The organism is Salmonella sp. A7, from assembly GCF_020181675.1.
GTDB classification, from domain to species: Bacteria; Pseudomonadota; Gammaproteobacteria; order Enterobacterales; family Enterobacteriaceae; genus Salmonella; species Salmonella enterica.
Genome location: NZ_CP084001.1, coordinates 3,659,165 through 3,677,214, shown reverse-complemented (window position 1 = coordinate 3,677,214; position 18,050 = coordinate 3,659,165). Strand labels below are relative to the sequence as shown.

At 51.4% G+C, this 18,050-nt stretch carries 17 protein-coding genes; 2 read left to right on the top strand and 15 right to left on the bottom strand.

Annotation, left to right across the window (positions count from 1 at the left end; translation table 11 throughout):
* Window positions 1-5: 5 nt before the first annotated feature.
* Genes LCS67_RS18025 through LCS67_RS18015 form a run of 3 tightly spaced genes read right to left on the bottom strand, consistent with a single transcriptional unit; the run spans window position 6 to window position 3,861 of the window.
* The gene (locus tag LCS67_RS18025; RefSeq protein ID WP_023212436.1) at window positions 6-2,552 is read right to left on the bottom strand and encodes a fimbrial outer membrane usher protein; all 2,547 of its coding nucleotides are present in this window, start codon (window positions 2,550-2,552) and stop codon (window positions 6-8) included.
* A 26-nt stretch (window positions 2,553-2,578) separates the two neighbouring features.
* Complete coding sequence (stiB, locus tag LCS67_RS18020; protein ID WP_001086399.1) at window positions 2,579-3,262, bottom strand: fimbrial biogenesis chaperone StiB; 684 nt, start codon at window positions 3,260-3,262, stop codon at window positions 2,579-2,581.
* A gap of 47 nt (window positions 3,263-3,309) precedes the next feature.
* Entirely contained in the window at window positions 3,310-3,861 is a 552-nt protein-coding gene (locus tag LCS67_RS18015; RefSeq protein WP_000779119.1) for a fimbrial protein, read from the bottom strand.
* A 365-nt stretch (window positions 3,862-4,226) separates the two neighbouring features.
* On the opposite strand from LCS67_RS18015, the gene LCS67_RS18010 reads away from it, so the two are divergent.
* Together LCS67_RS18010 and LCS67_RS18005 are read left to right on the top strand one after the other, a co-directional pair.
* The gene (locus LCS67_RS18010; protein ID WP_000901969.1) at window positions 4,227-4,667 is read left to right on the top strand and encodes a PTS sugar transporter subunit IIA; all 441 of its coding nucleotides are present in this window, start codon (window positions 4,227-4,229) and stop codon (window positions 4,665-4,667) included.
* A gap of 61 nt (window positions 4,668-4,728) precedes the next feature.
* Window positions 4,729-5,958, top strand: coding sequence for a polysaccharide deacetylase family protein (locus LCS67_RS18005; protein WP_000245328.1), 1,230 nt, complete (start codon window positions 4,729-4,731; stop codon window positions 5,956-5,958).
* Window positions 5,959-5,964: 6 nt separating this feature from the next.
* Here the strand turns inward: LCS67_RS18005 and panD are convergent, their stop codons facing one another.
* The 12 genes from panD to pcnB all read right to left on the bottom strand — a co-directional run bounded on the left by panD (window position 5,965) and on the right by pcnB (window position 17,936).
* A complete protein-coding gene (panD, locus tag LCS67_RS18000) occupies window positions 5,965-6,345 on the bottom strand; it encodes an aspartate 1-decarboxylase (protein ID WP_000621526.1) in 381 nt (126 codons plus the stop codon).
* Window positions 6,346-6,439: 94 nt separating this feature from the next.
* Entirely contained in the window at window positions 6,440-7,294 is an 855-nt protein-coding gene (panC, locus tag LCS67_RS17995; protein WP_000905342.1) for a pantoate--beta-alanine ligase, read from the bottom strand.
* Window positions 7,295-7,419: 125 nt separating this feature from the next.
* Window positions 7,420-8,214: a 3-methyl-2-oxobutanoate hydroxymethyltransferase gene (gene panB / locus LCS67_RS17990; protein WP_000043005.1), complete on the bottom strand. Its 795-nt coding sequence runs from the start codon at window positions 8,212-8,214 to the stop codon at window positions 7,420-7,422.
* A 121-nt stretch (window positions 8,215-8,335) separates the two neighbouring features.
* Window positions 8,336-9,604, bottom strand: coding sequence for a fimbrial-like adhesin (locus LCS67_RS17985; RefSeq protein WP_001610392.1), 1,269 nt, complete (start codon window positions 9,602-9,604; stop codon window positions 8,336-8,338).
* Window positions 9,605-9,625: 21 nt separating this feature from the next.
* Window positions 9,626-10,210, bottom strand: a complete 585-nt coding sequence (locus tag LCS67_RS17980; protein WP_012218521.1) for a fimbrial-like protein — start codon at window positions 10,208-10,210, stop codon at window positions 9,626-9,628.
* A gap of 11 nt (window positions 10,211-10,221) precedes the next feature.
* Window positions 10,222-10,830, bottom strand: a complete 609-nt coding sequence (gene staE / locus LCS67_RS17975; protein ID WP_000745162.1) for a fimbrial protein StaE — start codon at window positions 10,828-10,830, stop codon at window positions 10,222-10,224.
* Between the two features lie 14 nt (window positions 10,831-10,844).
* Window positions 10,845-11,411, bottom strand: a complete 567-nt coding sequence (locus LCS67_RS17970; protein WP_001549988.1) for a fimbrial protein — start codon at window positions 11,409-11,411, stop codon at window positions 10,845-10,847.
* Window positions 11,398-14,004 carry an outer membrane usher protein gene (locus tag LCS67_RS17965; protein ID WP_001125005.1) on the bottom strand — a complete coding sequence of 869 codons (2,607 nt, stop codon included), beginning with the start codon at window positions 14,002-14,004 and terminating at the stop codon, window positions 11,398-11,400. The genes LCS67_RS17970 and LCS67_RS17965 overlap by 14 nt, the downstream gene beginning before the upstream one ends.
* A gap of 59 nt (window positions 14,005-14,063) precedes the next feature.
* Window positions 14,064-14,801, bottom strand: a complete 738-nt coding sequence (locus tag LCS67_RS17960) for a fimbrial chaperone (RefSeq protein ID WP_000019793.1) — start codon at window positions 14,799-14,801, stop codon at window positions 14,064-14,066.
* Between the two features lie 265 nt (window positions 14,802-15,066).
* The gene (locus LCS67_RS17955) at window positions 15,067-15,660 is read right to left on the bottom strand and encodes a fimbrial protein (protein WP_000756782.1); all 594 of its coding nucleotides are present in this window, start codon (window positions 15,658-15,660) and stop codon (window positions 15,067-15,069) included.
* 402 nt (window positions 15,661-16,062) lie between these two features.
* Window positions 16,063-16,542 (bottom strand): 2-amino-4-hydroxy-6-hydroxymethyldihydropteridine diphosphokinase, encoded by a 480-nt coding sequence (gene folK / locus LCS67_RS17950; protein ID WP_000150780.1) that lies wholly within the window; start codon window positions 16,540-16,542, stop codon window positions 16,063-16,065.
* Entirely contained in the window at window positions 16,539-17,936 is a 1,398-nt protein-coding gene (gene pcnB, locus LCS67_RS17945) for a polynucleotide adenylyltransferase PcnB (protein ID WP_206734930.1), read from the bottom strand. Before pcnB ends, folK begins: the two co-directional genes overlap by 4 nt.
* Window positions 17,937-18,050: the final 114 nt, after the last annotated feature.

Sequence of the window (18,050 nt, the reverse complement as noted above, 5' to 3'; positions counted from 1 at the left end):
GTTCCTCACTGGCAGACGGCGTTCGCCATCACTATGCCGTTCATATTTTTGCTGATATCCAGACGGTAATCCGCGCGGCAAGAGGCGCTTCCCCAGTTCACCAGGAGCAGGCCCTCTTCCGGCAGGCCGCTGAGGAAGACCTGGCCTTTATCGCCGACGATACTGGCCAGGTTCGCATCCTGCCCATCGACGCTTGCCGTCGCGCCAAAGGGCACGGGCTCGCCATTGCTGCGCGTCAGCGTTAACAGCGCGCGATAGCCCTTATGCGTGTCATACGCCGCGCGCACCACCGCATTACGCGTCGGGTAGACGGTCTGGTTGTTGAGCGGAATATCCACGTTGTCGGCAAACGTGCTGCTGTCGAGCGAGATATCGTAGCGATAATACGGAGTGACGTTGGGGATCACCGTATAACCCCGGAAGTCGGTGGCGACGCCGGTCTGGTTTTCAACTGAAACGCCGCTGGCGCCGGGCGCTTTAATTAAAATCGCCGCGCCGGTAATCGGCTGGCTCAGGGTAATACCGTTTTCGTGCGCCAGAATGCCGCCGCTGATGCCGTAGCTGACCTGTTGGCTATCTGGCGACTGATTGTAACCGGCGTTGAGGTTGGCATAAGTGCCTTTGTAGCTGGCGTTTACCCCGCCGGAATCACCGTCTTGTGTGCTGTGGCTCTGCTGTAACGACCAGTTCAGGTTTCTGTCACGCAGCGCGGTGCCGCTAAGGGTGGTGCTGTTCACCGTGGCATCGTGCTTACGCGTGTTCAGCATATAGCTGGCGTATAGCCTGGAATCGAACACCGTAAACGGAACATGCAGCGACAGCGTGAACAGCCGATCGTTCTGGTTATAACGATCGTCGTCGTTATCATCATCGTCATTATCCGATCGGTACTGGTAGGTGTTTTTGTTATAGCTGTAGCTTAACGTATAGCTCACCGGGCCCCAGCTATTGTTGTAGTTGGCGCTCAGAGATTCCATCTGCTGCGCGCTGTGCCAGTAATCTTCTTTTACCCAACTTAGCGTTAAGGAACCGAGCGTATCGCTAATTTGCTGGTTGACTGAAGCTTCGAAACGATTATGGCGCTTGCCGTAGTTATCATAAAAATCGTCGTCCGGGTTGATCACCTCGCTCAGCGAATTGTAGTTTTCGCTGGCGTAACGATAGCCGGCCAGCGAAAACGTGGTGCCCGTACTGACGACGCCCTTGCTGTAGCGGACGCGCCAGGATTGCCCGGCTTCTTTGCGGCCATCGTCAAATTTGGCGTGCGACCAGATACCGTCCAGGGAAATGGCCCCCAGCATCTGCATATTTTGCCCGACGCCGAAGGCGACGGACTGGTATTTATCGCCGGCAATCTGGCTGCCGCCGTACAGCGTGATACCCCACGGCAGGCCGTACAGCAGGGTCGCCTGGCCGAAGTCGTCCAGCGTGTGGTTGTCGTAATCACGATATTTACCCACGGTCACGCTGTATTTTGCCCGTCCGGTGCGCTGCAGAATCGGCAGCGAAGAGTAGGGCACGATAAAATGCTGTTCGCTACCGTCGGCTTCTTTTACCGTCACGTCGTAGTCGCCGTTGCTGCCGGTGGGAAACATATCGTTGATTTCAAATTCGCCCGGCGAAACGGCAGTTTGATAGGCGATATAACCGTTTTGCCGCACGATAACCTGCGCGTTTGAACGGGCGATGCCGCGAATCGTCGGGGCGTAACCACGCTGGCTGTTGGGCTGCATTTGATCGTCAGAGGTGAGCTGGAGGCCGCGAAAAGGTACGCTGTCGAACACGTCGGATGGCGTATTGCTGTCTCCGGCGGTGAACTGGCTTTTCAGCGCGATAATGTCGCGCTGTAAATAGTTATAAACGCTGTTCCAGCTACCGCTCTCGCCGTTATTTGCGCTCCAGTTACTGTAGTTGCGAAAACGCCACGGCCCGAGGTTAAAACCCGGCTGGAGAGCGAGATACTTCGATTCCGCATCGTCGGAATCCTCACTGGAACCGTACTCTTTATAGCCGCTGAAACTGTAGTTCAGCATTAGCGCGGTAATTCCCTCCTGCCACTTTTCCGGCGGCACGTAGCCGCGCGCGTTGTTGGCGATGTAGAGTTGAGGGATGCTTATCGATAATGCCTGTTGCTGAAAATCAAACTGCTGGCTGGCACCGGGGATAGCGCTGAGATCGACGCAGCTTTTTTCACTCTCCAGCGTTGGAAAAAGGTCGGTTTTGACGCCGTTATCTTTTAGTTCCTGAAGCCGTAAACAGCCCTGTAATGCCTGTTGACCGTCACTGAGCGTCGTGAGTTGAAAATCAACGTTTCGCGCGCCGATTTCTGTTTTGTTGATAATGATAGTGACGTAATAGGTGCCAGGAAGTTGGCTTTTGTCGTTATCAAATGTCGACAGATCGACGCTTGTGCGATTCGCCTGCCCATGGTGTTCAATAAATGCCGGATTGAAATAGTCGCGCGCCCATGCAACATGTGCGAACGTGCTGCCCAGCGCGATACACACAGCGCAGCGCGATAAATAAAATCCCCTGTGTTGCCCTTTGCGCATCGGCACTCTCATCCCTGTCACTCTTCTCAAGGCGTTTGTTTATGTTCGGGGCCAGTACCGCCAAAATCGTTGATGATAGACCAGGCGATCGGGCCGCTGGCGGCGGCAGGCAGCGTGTACTGCGCGTTGCCGAAAGGCGCCACATAGCGCGGGGCTTTTACTTTTTGACTGCCAACGGAAAGGGTGGCGAAGTTCATATAATAGGGCGTGGGGTTCTTCACGGTGAGCGTGCGACCCTGACGCGACCACGTTAACCGATCGGCAACCTCTTCTGGCTTTTGGGTTAACGCTTTTGGCCGGTAAATCAGCTTAAATTCCGCTTTAACGGCCAGCATGAGCGTATTGTGCTTATTGTCCGGATTGCTGCTGGGAATCGATTTAATATCCAGCCAGTACAGCGACTCGCGATCTTCCGGCAAATTGCCGCCGGTACGGATAATTCGCAGTACGTTCTTTTGCCCGCCATTAAGGCGAAAAAGCGGCGGGGTGACCATAAACGGCGCATCGCCGCTCGCCCCGGTTTCGCTGATCGATTGCGCCCAGGACTGAATTAAATAGGGAACGTTGTCGCTATTGCTTATCGATATGGATGCATCTTTGGCATCGCCGTGAAAAATAACCCGCGTTGCGCCGATGTTTATCCCTGCGGCATGCGCCAGCGAACCGCACAACAGGCAACAAAGCAACCCTGCTTTAGCCAATGAATTCATTGATGACCTCAATAAACAAATGGGCCAGCCGACGCTGGCCGCCAGGATCAGTTATATTGCAGATAGAATGTTGCGCTTGCATCGACATTTCCCGACCCAACGGGAACCGCGGTGGCGATATAGCGGGCGGTGAAAGGCATTGAGAGTGTCGTCACCCCCTCTTCTGTAGGGAGCGCGACTGCGGAAGACCATGCCTGAAGATCGTTAAAGGTCACTGGCGTACTGTCACCCGTTTTATCAAGAATTTGCACGCCAATATTCTGAGCATCAGCCTCATTTTTCAGGATGGTCGCATCGGTTCCGTCGAGCGTACCTTCAAAGCGTGCCTGTACATTGCTGTAGATGTTTGCGTCGCAGTTTTCGAGATCGATGGTGAAGCCTTTATCCCCTGCCGTTTGCCCTGCGGCAGTAAAAAGAGAGGCAAATTCGTTCTGTAATGTTACCTCTATTAATACTGAATCCGTTTTTACCGTACAGGCGTTTTGCTGAATGAGGCCGGTGATATGTACGGTGCCGTCTTTAGCGGTGTCTGCCAGCGCGGCGGGGGAGAGGGTGATGGCAGCCAGTGCCACAGCGAGTGTTTTTAAGGTGAGTTTCATTATCTTTGATCCTTTAAGATATTATAAATATTGACATAGTAGCAATATTTATTGTGTGGAAAGTTATTGTTCTTTTTATTCCCGAATGAGTAAATATGATGTTCGATGATTTTTGCGGCGCGAAGAAAAATTCAGAATACATAAATATAAAATATTTATAATATATATTTTATTGATTGTTTTGGTGGGTGTTTGTTTAATAATTGCCGTGATTATACTTTCAATGGGCCAGATTCTATGAAGGCTGCGAACATTTTTAAAAATAATGCAAATTTTTTTGAATAAAAAATGATCGTGGTCATAGAGTGTTGTCGGCCAAAAAAACATGCTGACATGCTGGATTGGAGCTCAATGGAGGAGAAGTTATGCTGGGATGGGTGATTACCTGCCATGACGATCGCGCACAGGATATGCTTGATCGCCTGGAGAGAAAAAATGGTCCGCTGGCGCAATGCCGGGCGGTCAATTTTTGGCGCGGCGTGAGCTCAAACATGTTGAGCCGTATGATGTGTGATGCCCTCCATGCCACCGACTCCGGTGAAGGCGTGATATTTTTAACCGACATTTCCGGCGCGGCGCCTTATCGTGTAGCGTCGCTGATGAGCCATAAACATTCTCAATGTGAAGTTATTTCAGGTGTCAGCTATTCATTGATAGAGGAAATGCTTCCTTTGCGAGAGTCGATGAGCAGTTCAGCATTTCGCGACCAGATTGTCGCGCTTGGCGCGCCGGATGTCACCAGTCTCTGGCATCAGCAGCAGAAAAACCCGCCTTTTGTATTGCTACATGATTTGTATGAGTTTTGATCAATACCATTGACGACGCTTTTGCTACAATAACGGCGTTTTTTCGCCTCGGTTATGATATATGGTTATGCGCGTTGTTCTTATCTTGCTGTTCTTTTTCTCCGGTAATGTGTTGGCTGCCTTGCCCGCTCGTTATATGCAAACGACGAAAGACGCCGCCATCTGGTCGCAGATTGGCGATAAAATGGTGACCGTAGGGAATATCCGCGCCGGACAAATTCTTTCCGTAACGCCTGTTGCGGCTGATTATTATGCCTTTAAATTTGGCTTCGGCGAGGGGTTTATCGATAAAGGCCATCTGGAACCTGTGCAGGGAAAACAAAAAGTGGAAGATGGCCTGGGCGATCTTAACAAGCCGCTCAGCAATCAGAATCTGGTGACCTGGAAGGACACGCCGGTGTATAACGCGCCGGACATCAGTAGCGCCCCGTTTGGCGTATTGGTGGATAACTTGCGTTACCCCATTATTAGTAAGCTGAAAGGCAGGCTACATCAAACCTGGTATCAGATCCGTATTGGCGACAGGCTGGCGTATGTCAGCGCCATGGATGCGCAGGAAGACAACGGCATTCCGATTTTGACCTATCATCACATCTTACGTGATGAAGAGAATACCCGTTTTCGCCATACGTCCACCACGACTTCGGTTCGGGCATTCAGCAACCAAATGACCTGGCTTCGCGATCGCGGCTATGCCACGTTGACGATGTACCAACTGGAGGATTACATCCATAACCGCGCGAATTTCCCGGCGCGCGCGGTGGCTATCACCTTTGATGATGGCCTTAAATCGGTGAGTCGCTATGCGTATCCGGTATTAAAGCAGTACGGTATGAAAGCGACGGCATTTATTATTTCATCGCGTATTAAGCGCCATCCGCAAAAATGGAATCCCAGGTCGCTGCAATTTATGAGCGTGTCCGAATTGTGCAAGATAAGCGATGTTTTTGATTTTCAGTCGCATACTCACTTTTTACATCGGGTAGACGGGCATCGTCGTCCGATTTTATATAGCCGCAGCTACCATAATATTCTGTTTGATTTTGAACGTTCGCGGCGGGCGCTCGCACAGTTTACTCCGCACGTATTTTATCTTTCTTATCCCTTTGGCGGCTATAACGCGACCGCGATCAAAGCAGCAAAAGACGCCGGTTTCCATCTGGCGGTCACCACGGTGAGAGGGAAGGTGAAGCCGGGAGATAATCCGATGCTGCTCAAAAGGCTGTATATTTTACGCACGGATTCGCTGGAAACCATGTCGCGGCTGATCAGCAACCAGCCGCAGGGGTAAGGACTATCAGGCAACCTGGACCGGAATGGCTTTCGCGGTACGCTTCATTTCGTTGTCGCCTTCAAAGTAGGCCACTTTCGGCCGCCATGTCCGGGCTTCTTCATCAGACATGGTGACGAAGCTGGCGATAATCACAATGTCGCCAACCTCAGCGCAGTGCGCCGCCGCGCCGTTCACCGAGATGATTCTGGAGCCGCGTTCAGCCGCAATCGCATAGGTTGAGAAACGTTTCCCATTGGTCACGTTCCAGATATCAATCGCTTCGTTTTCCAGAATACCGGAGGCATCGAGGAAATCCTGGTCAATGGCACAGGAACCTTCGTAGTGCAGGTCCGCCTGCGTGACTTTTACGCGGTGGAGCTTGCCTTGCAGCATGGTGCGAATCATAACATCTATACCCTGTCGTTTATCTTGACTAAGCAGGCGCTTGTGGCCTGCTTTGGAAATTCTCAGGCAGTATTGCCCGATTTTTAACCCCTGTCTACTGGGCTAATGTAACGCTTTGATTATCGATCAGACGCGCCTGACCCAGCCAGGCGGCGGCCAGAATCACGGCGCGTTTGCTGGTTTCCGTCAGTTCCAGCAGCGTGTCGGCATCACGGATTTGAATGTCGTCGGCACGGAAGCCTTTTTCATTCAATTCCTGTTCGGCAATGGCAATAATCTCTTGCAGCTCACGATTACCCGCAATCAGTTTTTCAGCGATGCTATTCATCACGTTGTGTAGACCTGGCGCAATTTTGCGCTGCTCTGCGGTCAGATAACTGTTACGTGAGCTGAGCGCCAGACCGTCTTTGGCGCGAATAATCGGCACGCCGACGATCTCAATGTCATAACTCATATCCGCCACCATTTTGCGAATCAGCGCCAGTTGCTGGAAATCTTTCTCGCCAAAGCAGGCGATATCCGGCTGGATCAGGTTGAACAGCTTGCTGACGATGGTCGAGACGCCGCGGAAGTGGCCCGGACGGCTGGCGCCTTCCAGCATGGTGGAGAGGCCGGGAACATCAACGTACGTCTGGCCTTCCATCCCCTGCGGGTAAATTTCCTCAACGGCTGGCGCAAAGACATAATCGACTTTGCGCTTGTTCAGCTTTTCACAGTCTTCCTGCAGCGTGCGTGGATAACGCACTAGATCGTCCGGCCGGTCAAACTGCATCGGATTGACGAAAATGCTGACGAACACCACATCAGCCCGGGCTTTTGCCTCATCGACCAGCTTCATATGACCGTCGTGCAGATTGCCCATGGTGGGAACCAGTGCGACGCGTTTGCCTTCCTGACGCAGACGACGGATATGCTGGCGCAGCAGCGGCAGGGTTTCAATGATTAGCACAACAAGACTCCTTGAGTTGCCTGATGATCCTGCCCGATGGCGCTGCGCTTATCAGGCCTACATCCGTTGAGGATCTGTAGGCCGGATAAGACGCGTCGCGTCGCCATCCGGCACGGTTAGAAAAATTAGTGAAAGCTGTGTTCTTCGCCCGGATAAACGCCGGACTCCACTTCAGCTATATACTGCCGTACAGCCGCGCGCATGTCGCCCGTTTCGGCAAGGAAATTTTTCGCAAATTTAGGGATATGGCCGCCGGTGATGCCGAACGCGTCGTGCATTACCAGGATCTGCCCGTCGGTAACGTTGCCCGCGCCTATGCCGATCACCGGAATCGACAGTGCTTCCGTGACGCGCTTCGCCAGTTCAACCGGCACGCATTCCAGCACCAGCAGCTGTGCGCCCGCCGCTTCTAAGGCCAGCGCGTCATCCAGCAGCACCTGCCCGGCGTCGCCGCGCCCCTGAATTTTATAGCCGCCGAAGATATTCACCGACTGCGGCGTCAGCCCCAGATGGCCGCACACCGGCACGGCGCGTTCAGTGAGCATTTTCACCGTATCAACCAGCCATGCGCCGCCTTCGATCTTGACCATATTGGCCCCGGCGCGCATCACGATGGCCGCGTTTTCAAACGCCTGTTCCGGCGTGGCATAAGCCATAAACGGCAGGTCGGAGAGCAACAGGCAGTTCGGCGCGCCACGGCGAACGGCGCGGGTATGATAGGCGATATCTTCCACGGTGACCGGCAGGGTGGAGTCGTGCCCCTGAATTGTCATGCCCAGGGAATCGCCCACCAGCATCACGTTGATGCCTTCATCGGCGAACAGTTTGGCAAAGCTATAGTCGTAGGCGGTGATTGTCGCGAAGCGCTTCTTTTCCTGTTTGCATTTTTGCAGCAGTGAGATAGTGGTGGGTTTGCTCATAACCTCTCCGGCCATAATATTGATGAATAGAATGGCCGCATTGTAGGGGAATGACCGAAGAAAGTGTTAGCGCTTTGTGGGAAAGGAAAAAACCGGCAGAGGAGGTCTGCCGGAATAAACATCAGGGATAAGTAATGGTGAATTTACCCGTAGCTTTGAATTTTCCTGGGGTTATCGCTTTGTTACCATCCTGTTTCAGGGTCGCCTGGAAATTCATTACCTGCTCAGCATTCCCAATTTCGCTATTTTCGTAAACCGGGGAATTAGTAAAAGAATAAATAGAACTGCTGATGTTTGGCTTAAGTAAGGTCCAGTCAGCAGGGCTATTTGGATTTTTCTCCCCTTCGATCATGACACCGATACCACCAGCCGCCTCACTGCCGGTAAGTGTATTACCGAGCAAGGTGTTATCCTGTCCTCCTACCGTTGCAGAACTTAACGTAACATTCAATTCTTTAACGTAAGCGCAATTACTGAGCTTTATGGAAAATTTGCGGTTAATGGTATTCGCCGAAATGTCTTTGGCATTCTGTTCCCCAAATGGAACCGTTGAATTTGTTACCCCATCGCCTGTGACCGCATTGGCCTGGCAGGTAGGATAGTTAATCGTCAACTGATTTGGTGCTATATTGTAATATACATTATGTGAGCCTGAGAAGGCTGGTGATGAAGCAAATTGATAATCATACGATTGTTCTTTTCGTAGCGAGACAGATAACGAAGTTGCTCCGGCAGGATTAAAAGAGTCATCAATATACAAATGATATTTAACCCACAGAACAATACCGCCTAATCCAAAATAGGTCCAGTTGGTTGGCCTCTGACAGAGTTCGAAACGACCATCCTTTGGCATGATATTTGTTAAATCAAATTTTTTTGCGCCGGACGTTTCTCCGTTGCTCCAGTTTATCCAGAATTTTTCACCCCAGTATTGGCCGCCAAAGTTGATATTGGTGACTTCGATACCCATGTACATACCAGGAGTATTAGTTTCCCATAACATATTACCGTTGTAGGTTTTACCGGAGTTCTTGTAGCCATGATACAGTGTCAGGACATGGTTATCATGATCTTTGTTACAACTTAGCCCAGTAGTGGGGTCGAGCTCTGTCGCATCATTCGATACGGAGATTTCACGCAGTCCTGAGCCGTTATGAATAGCTATTGGATTAAGCATGTTTTTGGGCGCATAGGATTTTGTAAAATCCTGCACCGCTCCCCATACGTTTCCCCCTTCATTCTTTGTATATTGGCCTACATATAGTGACCAGCCATACGAAGGCGTCACAAAAGAAACGAAAGATAACAGTAATAATGATATGATTTTAACGACACTCTTTAGTCTCTGAGTGTTTAATAGCATCAGTCGGTGATCGCATTTTGTTATCATAATAGTTAACTGGTCCTCACGTTATTCGTATTCAACATTTACCAGCACGCGGCTGCTGAGTTTGCCGGGGACGACCACGTCGTTACTGAGGACTTTCTGCATCCGGGCATAAAACGTCCATGAGGTATCGCTGTATGTCGTCGCGGCAAAGGTTGCCCGCGAGGAGCCATCGGTGTTCAGAACGTTATGGCGGGGTGACTCGGTGGTAAAAATCACTACGCCGACGTTGGAGGCACCGTCTGTGCTGGTCGCTAAATCATTGGCAAACACCTGCTTATTACCGGTAACGAACTGCCCGCTCTGTGGTAAGAAGTTAAACGTGACGTTCGTGATTGCGCCGTCGCTAACCGGGCAGCTTATCAACTTAATCAGAAATTCCTTGCCGCCCCCGTAGTCCGTTTCCGCCGTGATGCCATCGGCAAAGTAACTCGGCCCGACGGTCGCTAAACTGACTGTACCATTACCGTCAATTTCAATCTGGCAGGTATCTTTCTGCACGGTGGCGGTAAAATCCACGTTGGTGTCGGCATACAGCGGCGCGATAAACAGGGCTGTTGCCAGCCCTGAAAATAACGTGGCGAGCATGAGTCTGCGCAAACGTCTCATTGGTATCACCATTACTGGTAAGTGATGGTGAAGGTGGTGGGGGAATAGAAGTCACCTGCTGTTAGCGCAGTGATTGCATAACCGGTAACCGGCACCATGCGAGCGCTTAACGGATAATCAACCGGTGTGGTTGAACTTGCACTGCTCAGATCAATCTCTTGCGCATTTTTGTTACGGCAGTGGAACTGGACACTGTTAGAACCTTCCGGGGTAGCTGTTGTCCAGAGTTCAACAGCGGTTCTCTGTGCTTTAGACGTCGCTGTGGAGGCGTTGGCAAATTCTGCGTTAATCGAATCGCTGCCTGCGCAACCTGCATCTCTTGGCGCAATGACCAAAGAGGCTTTTTTATCTTTTAATCCCGCGCAGTCACTGAAGCGCAGTTTAAAGCTTTTGACTTTTGTTTTGGCAAAAACTTCCGAAATGTAGACGTTGCCAAATGCGATAGTATCGGTGGCGGTTTCACCGTCCAGCACCGATGCGGAGCAGGTTCCCGCCGTGATGTTGGCATTTACCGTTAAGTCCAGGCTGGCGGTGCCATCGGCCTGCGCCATTGTTGATACGCCCGCGGTCATGGTCGCCAGTGCGCCTAAGATTACGCCGCGCAATACTTGCTTTTTCATTATCATCGTCCCTGTTATTGATAAGTGAAGTTAAACGTAGCGGTAGAGCTGAAGGCACCCATGGTACCCGCGCCGTCGGTCAGTTCACGCAGCGCAACCGTCATCTCTACTTCGTTTGCTGTGCGCTCGTCGTCAGTCCAGGTAATTGAACCGGAGCCTGGCGTGAAATAGGTTTCATCGGTGGTGCTCTTACGCTTAAAGCCCATACCAATATTGCTGGCCGCATCGGACGCCGCAGACTGGTTTTTAATAAAGTTGCCGCTGGCATCCGCAGAGCTGCCGAGTGCGGTGGTAATTTTCGTCAGGGCGGCACTGCAATCTTTCGCCACAAACTTAAAGTTTTTCTGCGATTCCGCTGATTTTTTTATGATTTTATCCAACCCGACATCGCCGACATTCAGCGTATAGCCGCTGGTAGCATCACCCGATACGTTCGAGCCATCTAACGCCGCAATCGACATGCTGCACGTCGTGGCCAGCACGGTAGCGGTAAAGTCAACGTTGATATCTTCCGCCTGACTGGTCAGTGGAAATATCATCGCGAGCACAGAGGCTGCTAAAAGGTGCTTATTCCTTCTCATTGTCTATTCCATTTGATTTAAGGTTATTAACACGACAGGTTACGTGGTCTAACAGTAAGGTCTGGCTGGACCCTACCGTTTGTTGCGTTGCAGGCAACGCAAAGGTTGCTGAACAAGTTACTGGCTGGTTTTCTTCAAACCAACGTACTGAGAGTTCGCCCGCATCGCTGATACCGCGAACAAAAGCCTGTCCGCCCTGGCCCATGTTGCCGATCTGCACATCGTTCTCGTAGATTTCTGCGCCAAACGGCAGAGCTTTGCCGTCATTGCGGGACATGTTAAGAATGACCGAGCGTCCCTGGTCGGTTTCGAAACTGGCTAAGACCACCGCGCCATCGCGCGGCACCAGAGTTGCGCTGGTGCTCTTAAGCTCAACGTCGTTTTCCAGTGTGTCGATATCGACATTGACCAGGTTTTCTCTGTAGGCGGAAAGCGAGTTTGTCGCGCCGTAGCCCCAGCGATCGATGGTGCTGTTGCCACCATTGATGCGTGCGCCTTTCGCGCCGGGGGCTTTTACCAGCACGATGGCATCGCTATTACCGAAGTTATCGTTAGTGAATGTCAGGCCGCCGCCATGCAGGACAAAGCCCCCGTTTGTCGCGAGCGAATATTGTCGGCTGCTATCGTTATTGGCAGAGGCTGAGGCCGAAATATCTCCCCACGGGGATTGATAGCTGGCATAGCCGCCGATATCAGAGATGCTCTTGCCCTCTTTCTGCATGGTATAACCCGTATTTACGCTATAGTTCAGCATATTGTCTTTGCTGCTACCGCTGCTGTTCATGCTCAGGTTATGGCCACCGTTAAAGTCCGTCCGCATCTGCGTGGAGAGGGTGTTAAAACCGGAACGGCGACTCTCCCCGCCAAGCAGGTTGGCGAGTGGAATACTCAGGTTGATATAGAGCGAATCATCTTTTTTACCGTCTTCATCCCAGGTGCGTTGCAGGTTGACGCTCATGCTGCCCCATGAGAAGCCTTTGCCGTAGCCCAGCGTATAATCGCTGCGGCTGTCGCCCGTCGCCCAGTAATCTGTCCAGGAGCCTGAGAGATAAAAGGAACCGTAATCCGTTTCGCCATACTGTAACGGCTGGCTGATGCTGAGGGTGATCTGGTTTTTCAGGCGCGCAAAGTTATTCATGGTGTTGCGCTGGTCGTCATCCCCATATTTCGCTTCGTCGATCAACTGAAGCGCATCGTTCAGCCCCAGATAATTCTGGGTTGAATAGCGGTAGGCCGCCACGTTAAACGAGGTATCAGTGGCTTCAATCAGCTTGTTCCACGTTAAGCGGTAGCTCTGCCCCTGATAGGTTTTATCGTCAGGGATCTCCGCGCGGGAATGGGTGATGTCCAGCGCGATGGCGCCAAACGGCGTGTTGAGGCCCATGCCGAGCAACCCCGCCAGGTAGTGATTATCGGTAGCCTGAACGCCAGTATAGGCGGTCAGATAGTTGTTCAAACCGTAATAGTAGGTACCCTGCGCGACATACGGATTATCGTGAAGATCGTCGTCATTCACTTCCCCGGCGCTGACATCCCAGCGCCCGACGCCGGGTTTTTGCATCTGCATTACCGAGGAGAAGGGCTGGCTAAAGGTACGCTTGCTGCCGTCGGCCTCTTCGATAGTGACGATGAGGTCGCTCCCGTAGCCAGAAGGGCTGAGATCGTTAATCTCGAACGGACCTGGCGGCACCGTTGATTCATAAATTTTGTAGCCGCCCTGGGTAATGGTGACTTTGGCGTTGGTATTGGCGACACCGCGGATCACAGGGGCGTAGTTGGCAAGCTGTGACGGTAGCATACGGGAGTCACTGTACAGACGCACCCCGCGAATGCTGACCGAGTCGAAAGTCTCGCCGGTGGTGTACGCCTCGCCTAACATCAGTTGCGAGCGCAGCGCAGTGAGATCGCGCTGGATGTAGCGGTTCTGAAAATCGAAGTTACTGCCGCTGTTATTGTTCCAGTTATAGTTACCGTTGGCGCGAAAACGCCATGCTCCGAGGTTAATACCGGTATTGAAAGCGGCGTACATATTGTCGTTATCGACACCGTGATTGGTATTGTGATAGCCGTTAATGTTGTAGGAGAGTAGCGCGGCCGGGATTCCGTTTTCCCATAGCGACGGTTCCACATAGCCGTCATAACTTTTGTTAACCCATGCCTGAGGCACGACGATATCCAGGCGCTGGTCGCCCATATCAAACGTCACGCTGGATTGTTCAATCAGCGCTGGCAGATTTAAGCAATCGCTGCTCTCGTCGTCGCCTTTCTTCAAAATGGCTTTTTCGCCGACGTTTTGCGGCGACTTAATGTGTAGCTGCGCCAGATTTTTCATGGTCAGGCAGGCCTCGGCGCTTTTTTTGCCGATGTCGATAAACGGGATGGTCTGGCTGGCGACGGCCTTCTCATTGACAAACACTCTCACGGTGTACGTTCCCGCTGGCGTGGGGTTGCCATTAGAATAGCGGCTGACATCAATAGACGTAGCGCCATCGCCCATCAGAAATGTGCTGTCGTATTCAACGATGTCCGCAGCCAGGCCGGGCTGACTGTAAAACAACGCACAGCACATCGCGAGCAACGTCTTTTTTGGCATGGTCCTGGTTGTGGAAACGTTTTGCACCGTCTTTTTCATCCTGCTTTGTGATAACGTCATTACAGTGAAGCTGAGCCAGCGATGATGCCGCCGTAGTCATTAATGGACTGGAATTCCAGTTTGCCTGCGCTGGCGTTTTGCAGTCCTTTCACCGTGAAGGCGGCTTTGCCAAAGGGGGCAACCATGGTCGCGTCGACGTCATAGCGTTTTCCGCCGCTGGTGTAGGTGGCAGAGTTAAAGGAGACGTAATACGGAGTCGGGTTATCGGCGCGAAGAACGGCATGGCCCTGTTCGCTGGCGACCTGCCATTTCAGCTGTTTTGCCGCTTCTGCCGGGGCGCCCGGTAAACCCGTCGGGCGATAAAATAGTTTGATGCGGGTGCGAAACGCCAACTGGAGCAAATTCTTATTTTCTTCCTGGTTGGTATTTGCCTTCGGTGGAACTTCCAGCACGTTGAACCAGAAAACGCTTTCGCGATCTTTCGGTAGCGATTCTGTGGCGGTATACATAATTTTTATCGACTGCCCGCGCTTAGGTTCTATTCGTGATACCGGCGGCGTGGCGGCGAAGGGCGCTTTAATACTGCCCGGCTCGGCATTATCATTGCCGAGATCTATCCAGTTCTGAACTAATAATGGGCTTTTACCTTTATTTTCCAGACGTACGCTGACATCTTTTTTATTTGCATCATAAATAATACGCGTGCCAGAAATAATAATATCGGCCTGGCTGGCAGAGCTAAATAATGCCCCGGTCAGAGCGATAGCAGACAAAGTAAACTTTAAAGAGTGAGACATAAGCCGTCCTTGCTGTATTGAATATCCGAAACAGGGTAAGTAGCGCCGAAATTTGCTACTACCCCGCAATGTGCATCGTCTGTAATACTGTCTGTTAAAGACAGCGAGACTGATGACAAACACCGAAGCTGAATAAATGTTGGGTTTTATTTAACCCGTAAAAATTAACTCATTTATATTCATTGAGTTATTGGTTTTATGGGGCAAGACGCAGCCCAACATTAAACAGCACCAATAGCGTTGTCAGCAATCTGAGAGGCGACTATTACTCGTAAGTAAAGGTATAAATCGCATTGGTGGAGACCAGACCGGTTGTCACGCTGGCACCTGCATCAGACGATTTCACGTAAGACGCTTTAAAGTTGTAGGTTGCGATACCGTTGGTAAAGCTTTCTTCCATCGTGTTAGAAGGATCGTTGATTTTCACCAGCGAGAGAGCGTTGGCATCGTCAACATGGTGAACCGCGATATCAACCGCTTTCGCCGCCTCGATACCGCTGCGGGTCAGCGTTTCGTCGTTATCCAGGGTGCCCTTCGTATTGCTAAAAGAGGAGGACATCGTCAGATGTGATTTCATCAGGCCTGCGCCAGCATCGGAGCAGTCAATAATGATGGAGAAATCTTCTGCGTTTACGCCTGCGGTGCTGTTTTGAACTTCTGCGGTGACATCGCTAACGTGTGCGGTTTTCAGAGTAACCGTACCGTCGATATTGCTATTACCAACAGCGGAGCTGACGACTTTTTTACAGGTTTCAGCGCTGACCAGACCTTCAAAATTAATACGACCACCTTCGACAGCCATAACGGAAGAAGAGCCTAAAGCCATAAATACGGCTGTCGCCAGGAGAACTTTTTTCATACTTGCATCCTTACAAAATGAGATAAATGTACCACTTCAATAAGATTAAAGAGGGACGGCACATTCTATGCATATATTTCATTATGTAAAATAACGAAATATTATGTGTTTGTTTAAAGGATATTTGTGGTGAATTTTTTTTCAAAAGCAAAAATGCTGATTAGATTTATATGTTTTTTAATGATGTTTAAAAACAAGATAGTACATTAAATCTGCAAAAAAAGCGGCTTTAGGGGGAGAGGGATGTTAATGAATTCACTGAATCAATTTAATAATTTTACATATAAATGACATTCATTTTTGCTAAACAATCTTTTAAGAGAAAATAACGATTGGATTTATTCCATTAATTAGTGAGCGAAGTAATAATACAGGTTTCTTAAAAATAATATTAATTAAAAATTACCAGTATGCTGGTGCGGGGGTATGTTGATGAACAAGCTGCGTCAGCGCGACGCCATCGTCGGGGAAGCGCAGTTTTGGAGCGATCTCAAACAGCGGCCACAGCATAAAACCGCGGTTTTTCATGTCGTAGTGCGGAACCGTCAGACGGTCGGTGTTAATGACTTCATCGCCAAACAGCATAATGTCGAGATCCAGCGTACGCGGCCCCCAGCGTTCTGCTTTGCGTACCCGACCCTGTTGCAGCTCAATGCGCTGGGTATGGTTAAGCAATTCTTCGGGGGCGAGGGCGGTATCCAGCGCCACCGCGGCGTTCAGGTAATCGGGCTGATCCTGTGGGCCAAGCGGCGGCGTGCGGTAAAACGAAGAAACCGCGACGATACGGCTATCGGGAATGTTGGCGATAGCCTTCAGGGCGGCATTAACCTGCTCCAGAGGAGAGGCCAGATTACTGCCAAGCGCGATATACGCGATCGTCATACGGTGCCCTCGCGGCGCGGCGCGCGTTTGCGCGGACGTGAACGGCGGCGGCGTGGAGCAGGATCGTCGTCCAGCTCGTTGAGCATTCCTTTTTGTTCCGGCGGCGCGGAAGCCTGAAACTCGGCCCACCACTGCGCCAGACGTTGCAGCTCAGTATTATTTTCCACCTGAGCGCGCAGCTCCAGCAAATCAAACGCGGCGCGGAATTTGGGATGTTCCATCAGCTTCCAGGCGCGTTTGCCCTGACGACGGGACATCCGTAACTGAAGCTGCCAAATATCACGGGTAAGCGTGGTAAGGCGTTTCGGGATCGCCAGCGAACGGCAGGCTTCATCCAGCACGTCATTCATGGCCAGCGCGAAAGCGTCGTAATAGGCCAGACCGCTCTCCTGAGCGATTTTTTGCGCCATTTCCAGCAGCGGATACCAGAACATGGCGGCAAACAAAAATGCCGGATTAACGCGCATTTCGTTACGGATGCGGTTATCCGTATTCTTCAACACCAGCGCAATGATGCGTTCCATTGCGCTGTCGCCGTTTTCGGTGAAATAACGCGTAATGGTAGGAAACAACGGCTGGAAGAGGTGGTATTCCCGCAGTTGTTGATAGGTTTCAAAACCGTTCCCCGCCTGCAACAGCTTCAGCGACTCTTCGAACAGGCGCGCGGGAGGAATGTCGTTTAGCAAGGTTGCCAGAGGCGGGATTGGCTCAGCCGTTTCAGGGCTGATACGCATATTGAGCTTCGCAGCGAAACGCACGGCGCGCAGCATTCGAACCGGATCTTCGCGGTAGCGCGTTTCCGGATTGCCGATCAGGCGAATCACGCCTTCTTGCAGATCCTGCATCCCGCCGACGTAATCGCGCACGGTAAAATCCGCCACGCTGTAGTAAAGGCTGTTGATGGTGAAATCGCGGCGCTGGGCATCTTCTTCGATAGAGCCGAAAATATTATCGCGCAGCAGCATACCGTTTTGCCCACGCTGGGAGGTCGTACGGTCGCTTTCACTGCCTTCATGATGACCACGAAACGTTGCCACTTCGATAATTTCCGGGCCAAACATCACGTGAGCCAGGCGGAAACGACGCCCCACCAGACGGCAATTGCGGAATAATTTCCGTACCTGATCCGGTGTTGCGTTGGTGGTCACGTCGAAATCCTTCGGCTTTTTGCCGAGCAGGAGATCGCGGACGCCGCCGCCGACCAGGTAGGCTTCATAGCCCGCTTTGTTCAGCCTGTACAGTACCTTGAGGGCATTTTCACTGATATCTTTGCGGGAGATAGCGTGCTGTTCACGCGGGATAATCGTCATATGTGGACGGGCGACGGCTTGTTCTGCCTCGCTCTCCTCGCGGCTTAACACCTTACGGCAAAAATTAGCGACTCGGGTAAAAATAGCGCACCTCGGTAGTGTCATACATTAATAAGATCAACTTACTCTATGTCTTTCGCATTACGGCAGACGGGCGTAAGAGAACAACGCGACCTGGGCTGTAAGCATCATTAACGC

Excerpts from the sequence above, each read along its gene's own strand:
- LCS67_RS18025 (WP_023212436.1), bottom strand. The coding sequence starts at position 2,552 with ATGCGCAAAGGGCAACACAGGGGATTTTATTTATCGCGCTGCGCTGTG.
- stiB (WP_001086399.1), bottom strand. The coding sequence starts at position 3,262 with ATGAATTCATTGGCTAAAGCAGGGTTGCTTTGTTGCCTGTTGTGCGGT.
- LCS67_RS18015 (WP_000779119.1), bottom strand. The coding sequence starts at position 3,861 with ATGAAACTCACCTTAAAAACACTCGCTGTGGCACTGGCTGCCATCACC.
- LCS67_RS18010 (WP_000901969.1), top strand. The coding sequence starts at position 4,227 with ATGCTGGGATGGGTGATTACCTGCCATGACGATCGCGCACAGGATATG.
- LCS67_RS18005 (WP_000245328.1), top strand. The coding sequence starts at position 4,729 with ATGGTTATGCGCGTTGTTCTTATCTTGCTGTTCTTTTTCTCCGGTAAT.
- panD (WP_000621526.1), bottom strand. The coding sequence starts at position 6,345 with ATGATTCGCACCATGCTGCAAGGCAAGCTCCACCGCGTAAAAGTCACG.
- panB (WP_000043005.1), bottom strand. The coding sequence starts at position 8,214 with ATGAGCAAACCCACCACTATCTCACTGCTGCAAAAATGCAAACAGGAA.
- LCS67_RS17985 (WP_001610392.1), bottom strand. The coding sequence starts at position 9,604 with ATGATAACAAAATGCGATCACCGACTGATGCTATTAAACACTCAGAGA.
- LCS67_RS17980 (WP_012218521.1), bottom strand. The coding sequence starts at position 10,210 with ATGAGACGTTTGCGCAGACTCATGCTCGCCACGTTATTTTCAGGGCTG.
- staE (WP_000745162.1), bottom strand. The coding sequence starts at position 10,830 with ATGAAAAAGCAAGTATTGCGCGGCGTAATCTTAGGCGCACTGGCGACC.
- LCS67_RS17970 (WP_001549988.1), bottom strand. The coding sequence starts at position 11,411 with ATGAGAAGGAATAAGCACCTTTTAGCAGCCTCTGTGCTCGCGATGATA.
- LCS67_RS17965 (WP_001125005.1), bottom strand. The coding sequence starts at position 14,004 with ATGCCAAAAAAGACGTTGCTCGCGATGTGCTGTGCGTTGTTTTACAGT.
- LCS67_RS17960 (WP_000019793.1), bottom strand. The coding sequence starts at position 14,801 with ATGTCTCACTCTTTAAAGTTTACTTTGTCTGCTATCGCTCTGACCGGG.
- LCS67_RS17955 (WP_000756782.1), bottom strand. The coding sequence starts at position 15,660 with ATGAAAAAAGTTCTCCTGGCGACAGCCGTATTTATGGCTTTAGGCTCT.
- folK (WP_000150780.1), bottom strand. The coding sequence starts at position 16,542 with ATGACGATCGCGTATATCGCGCTTGGCAGTAATCTGGCCTCTCCTCTG.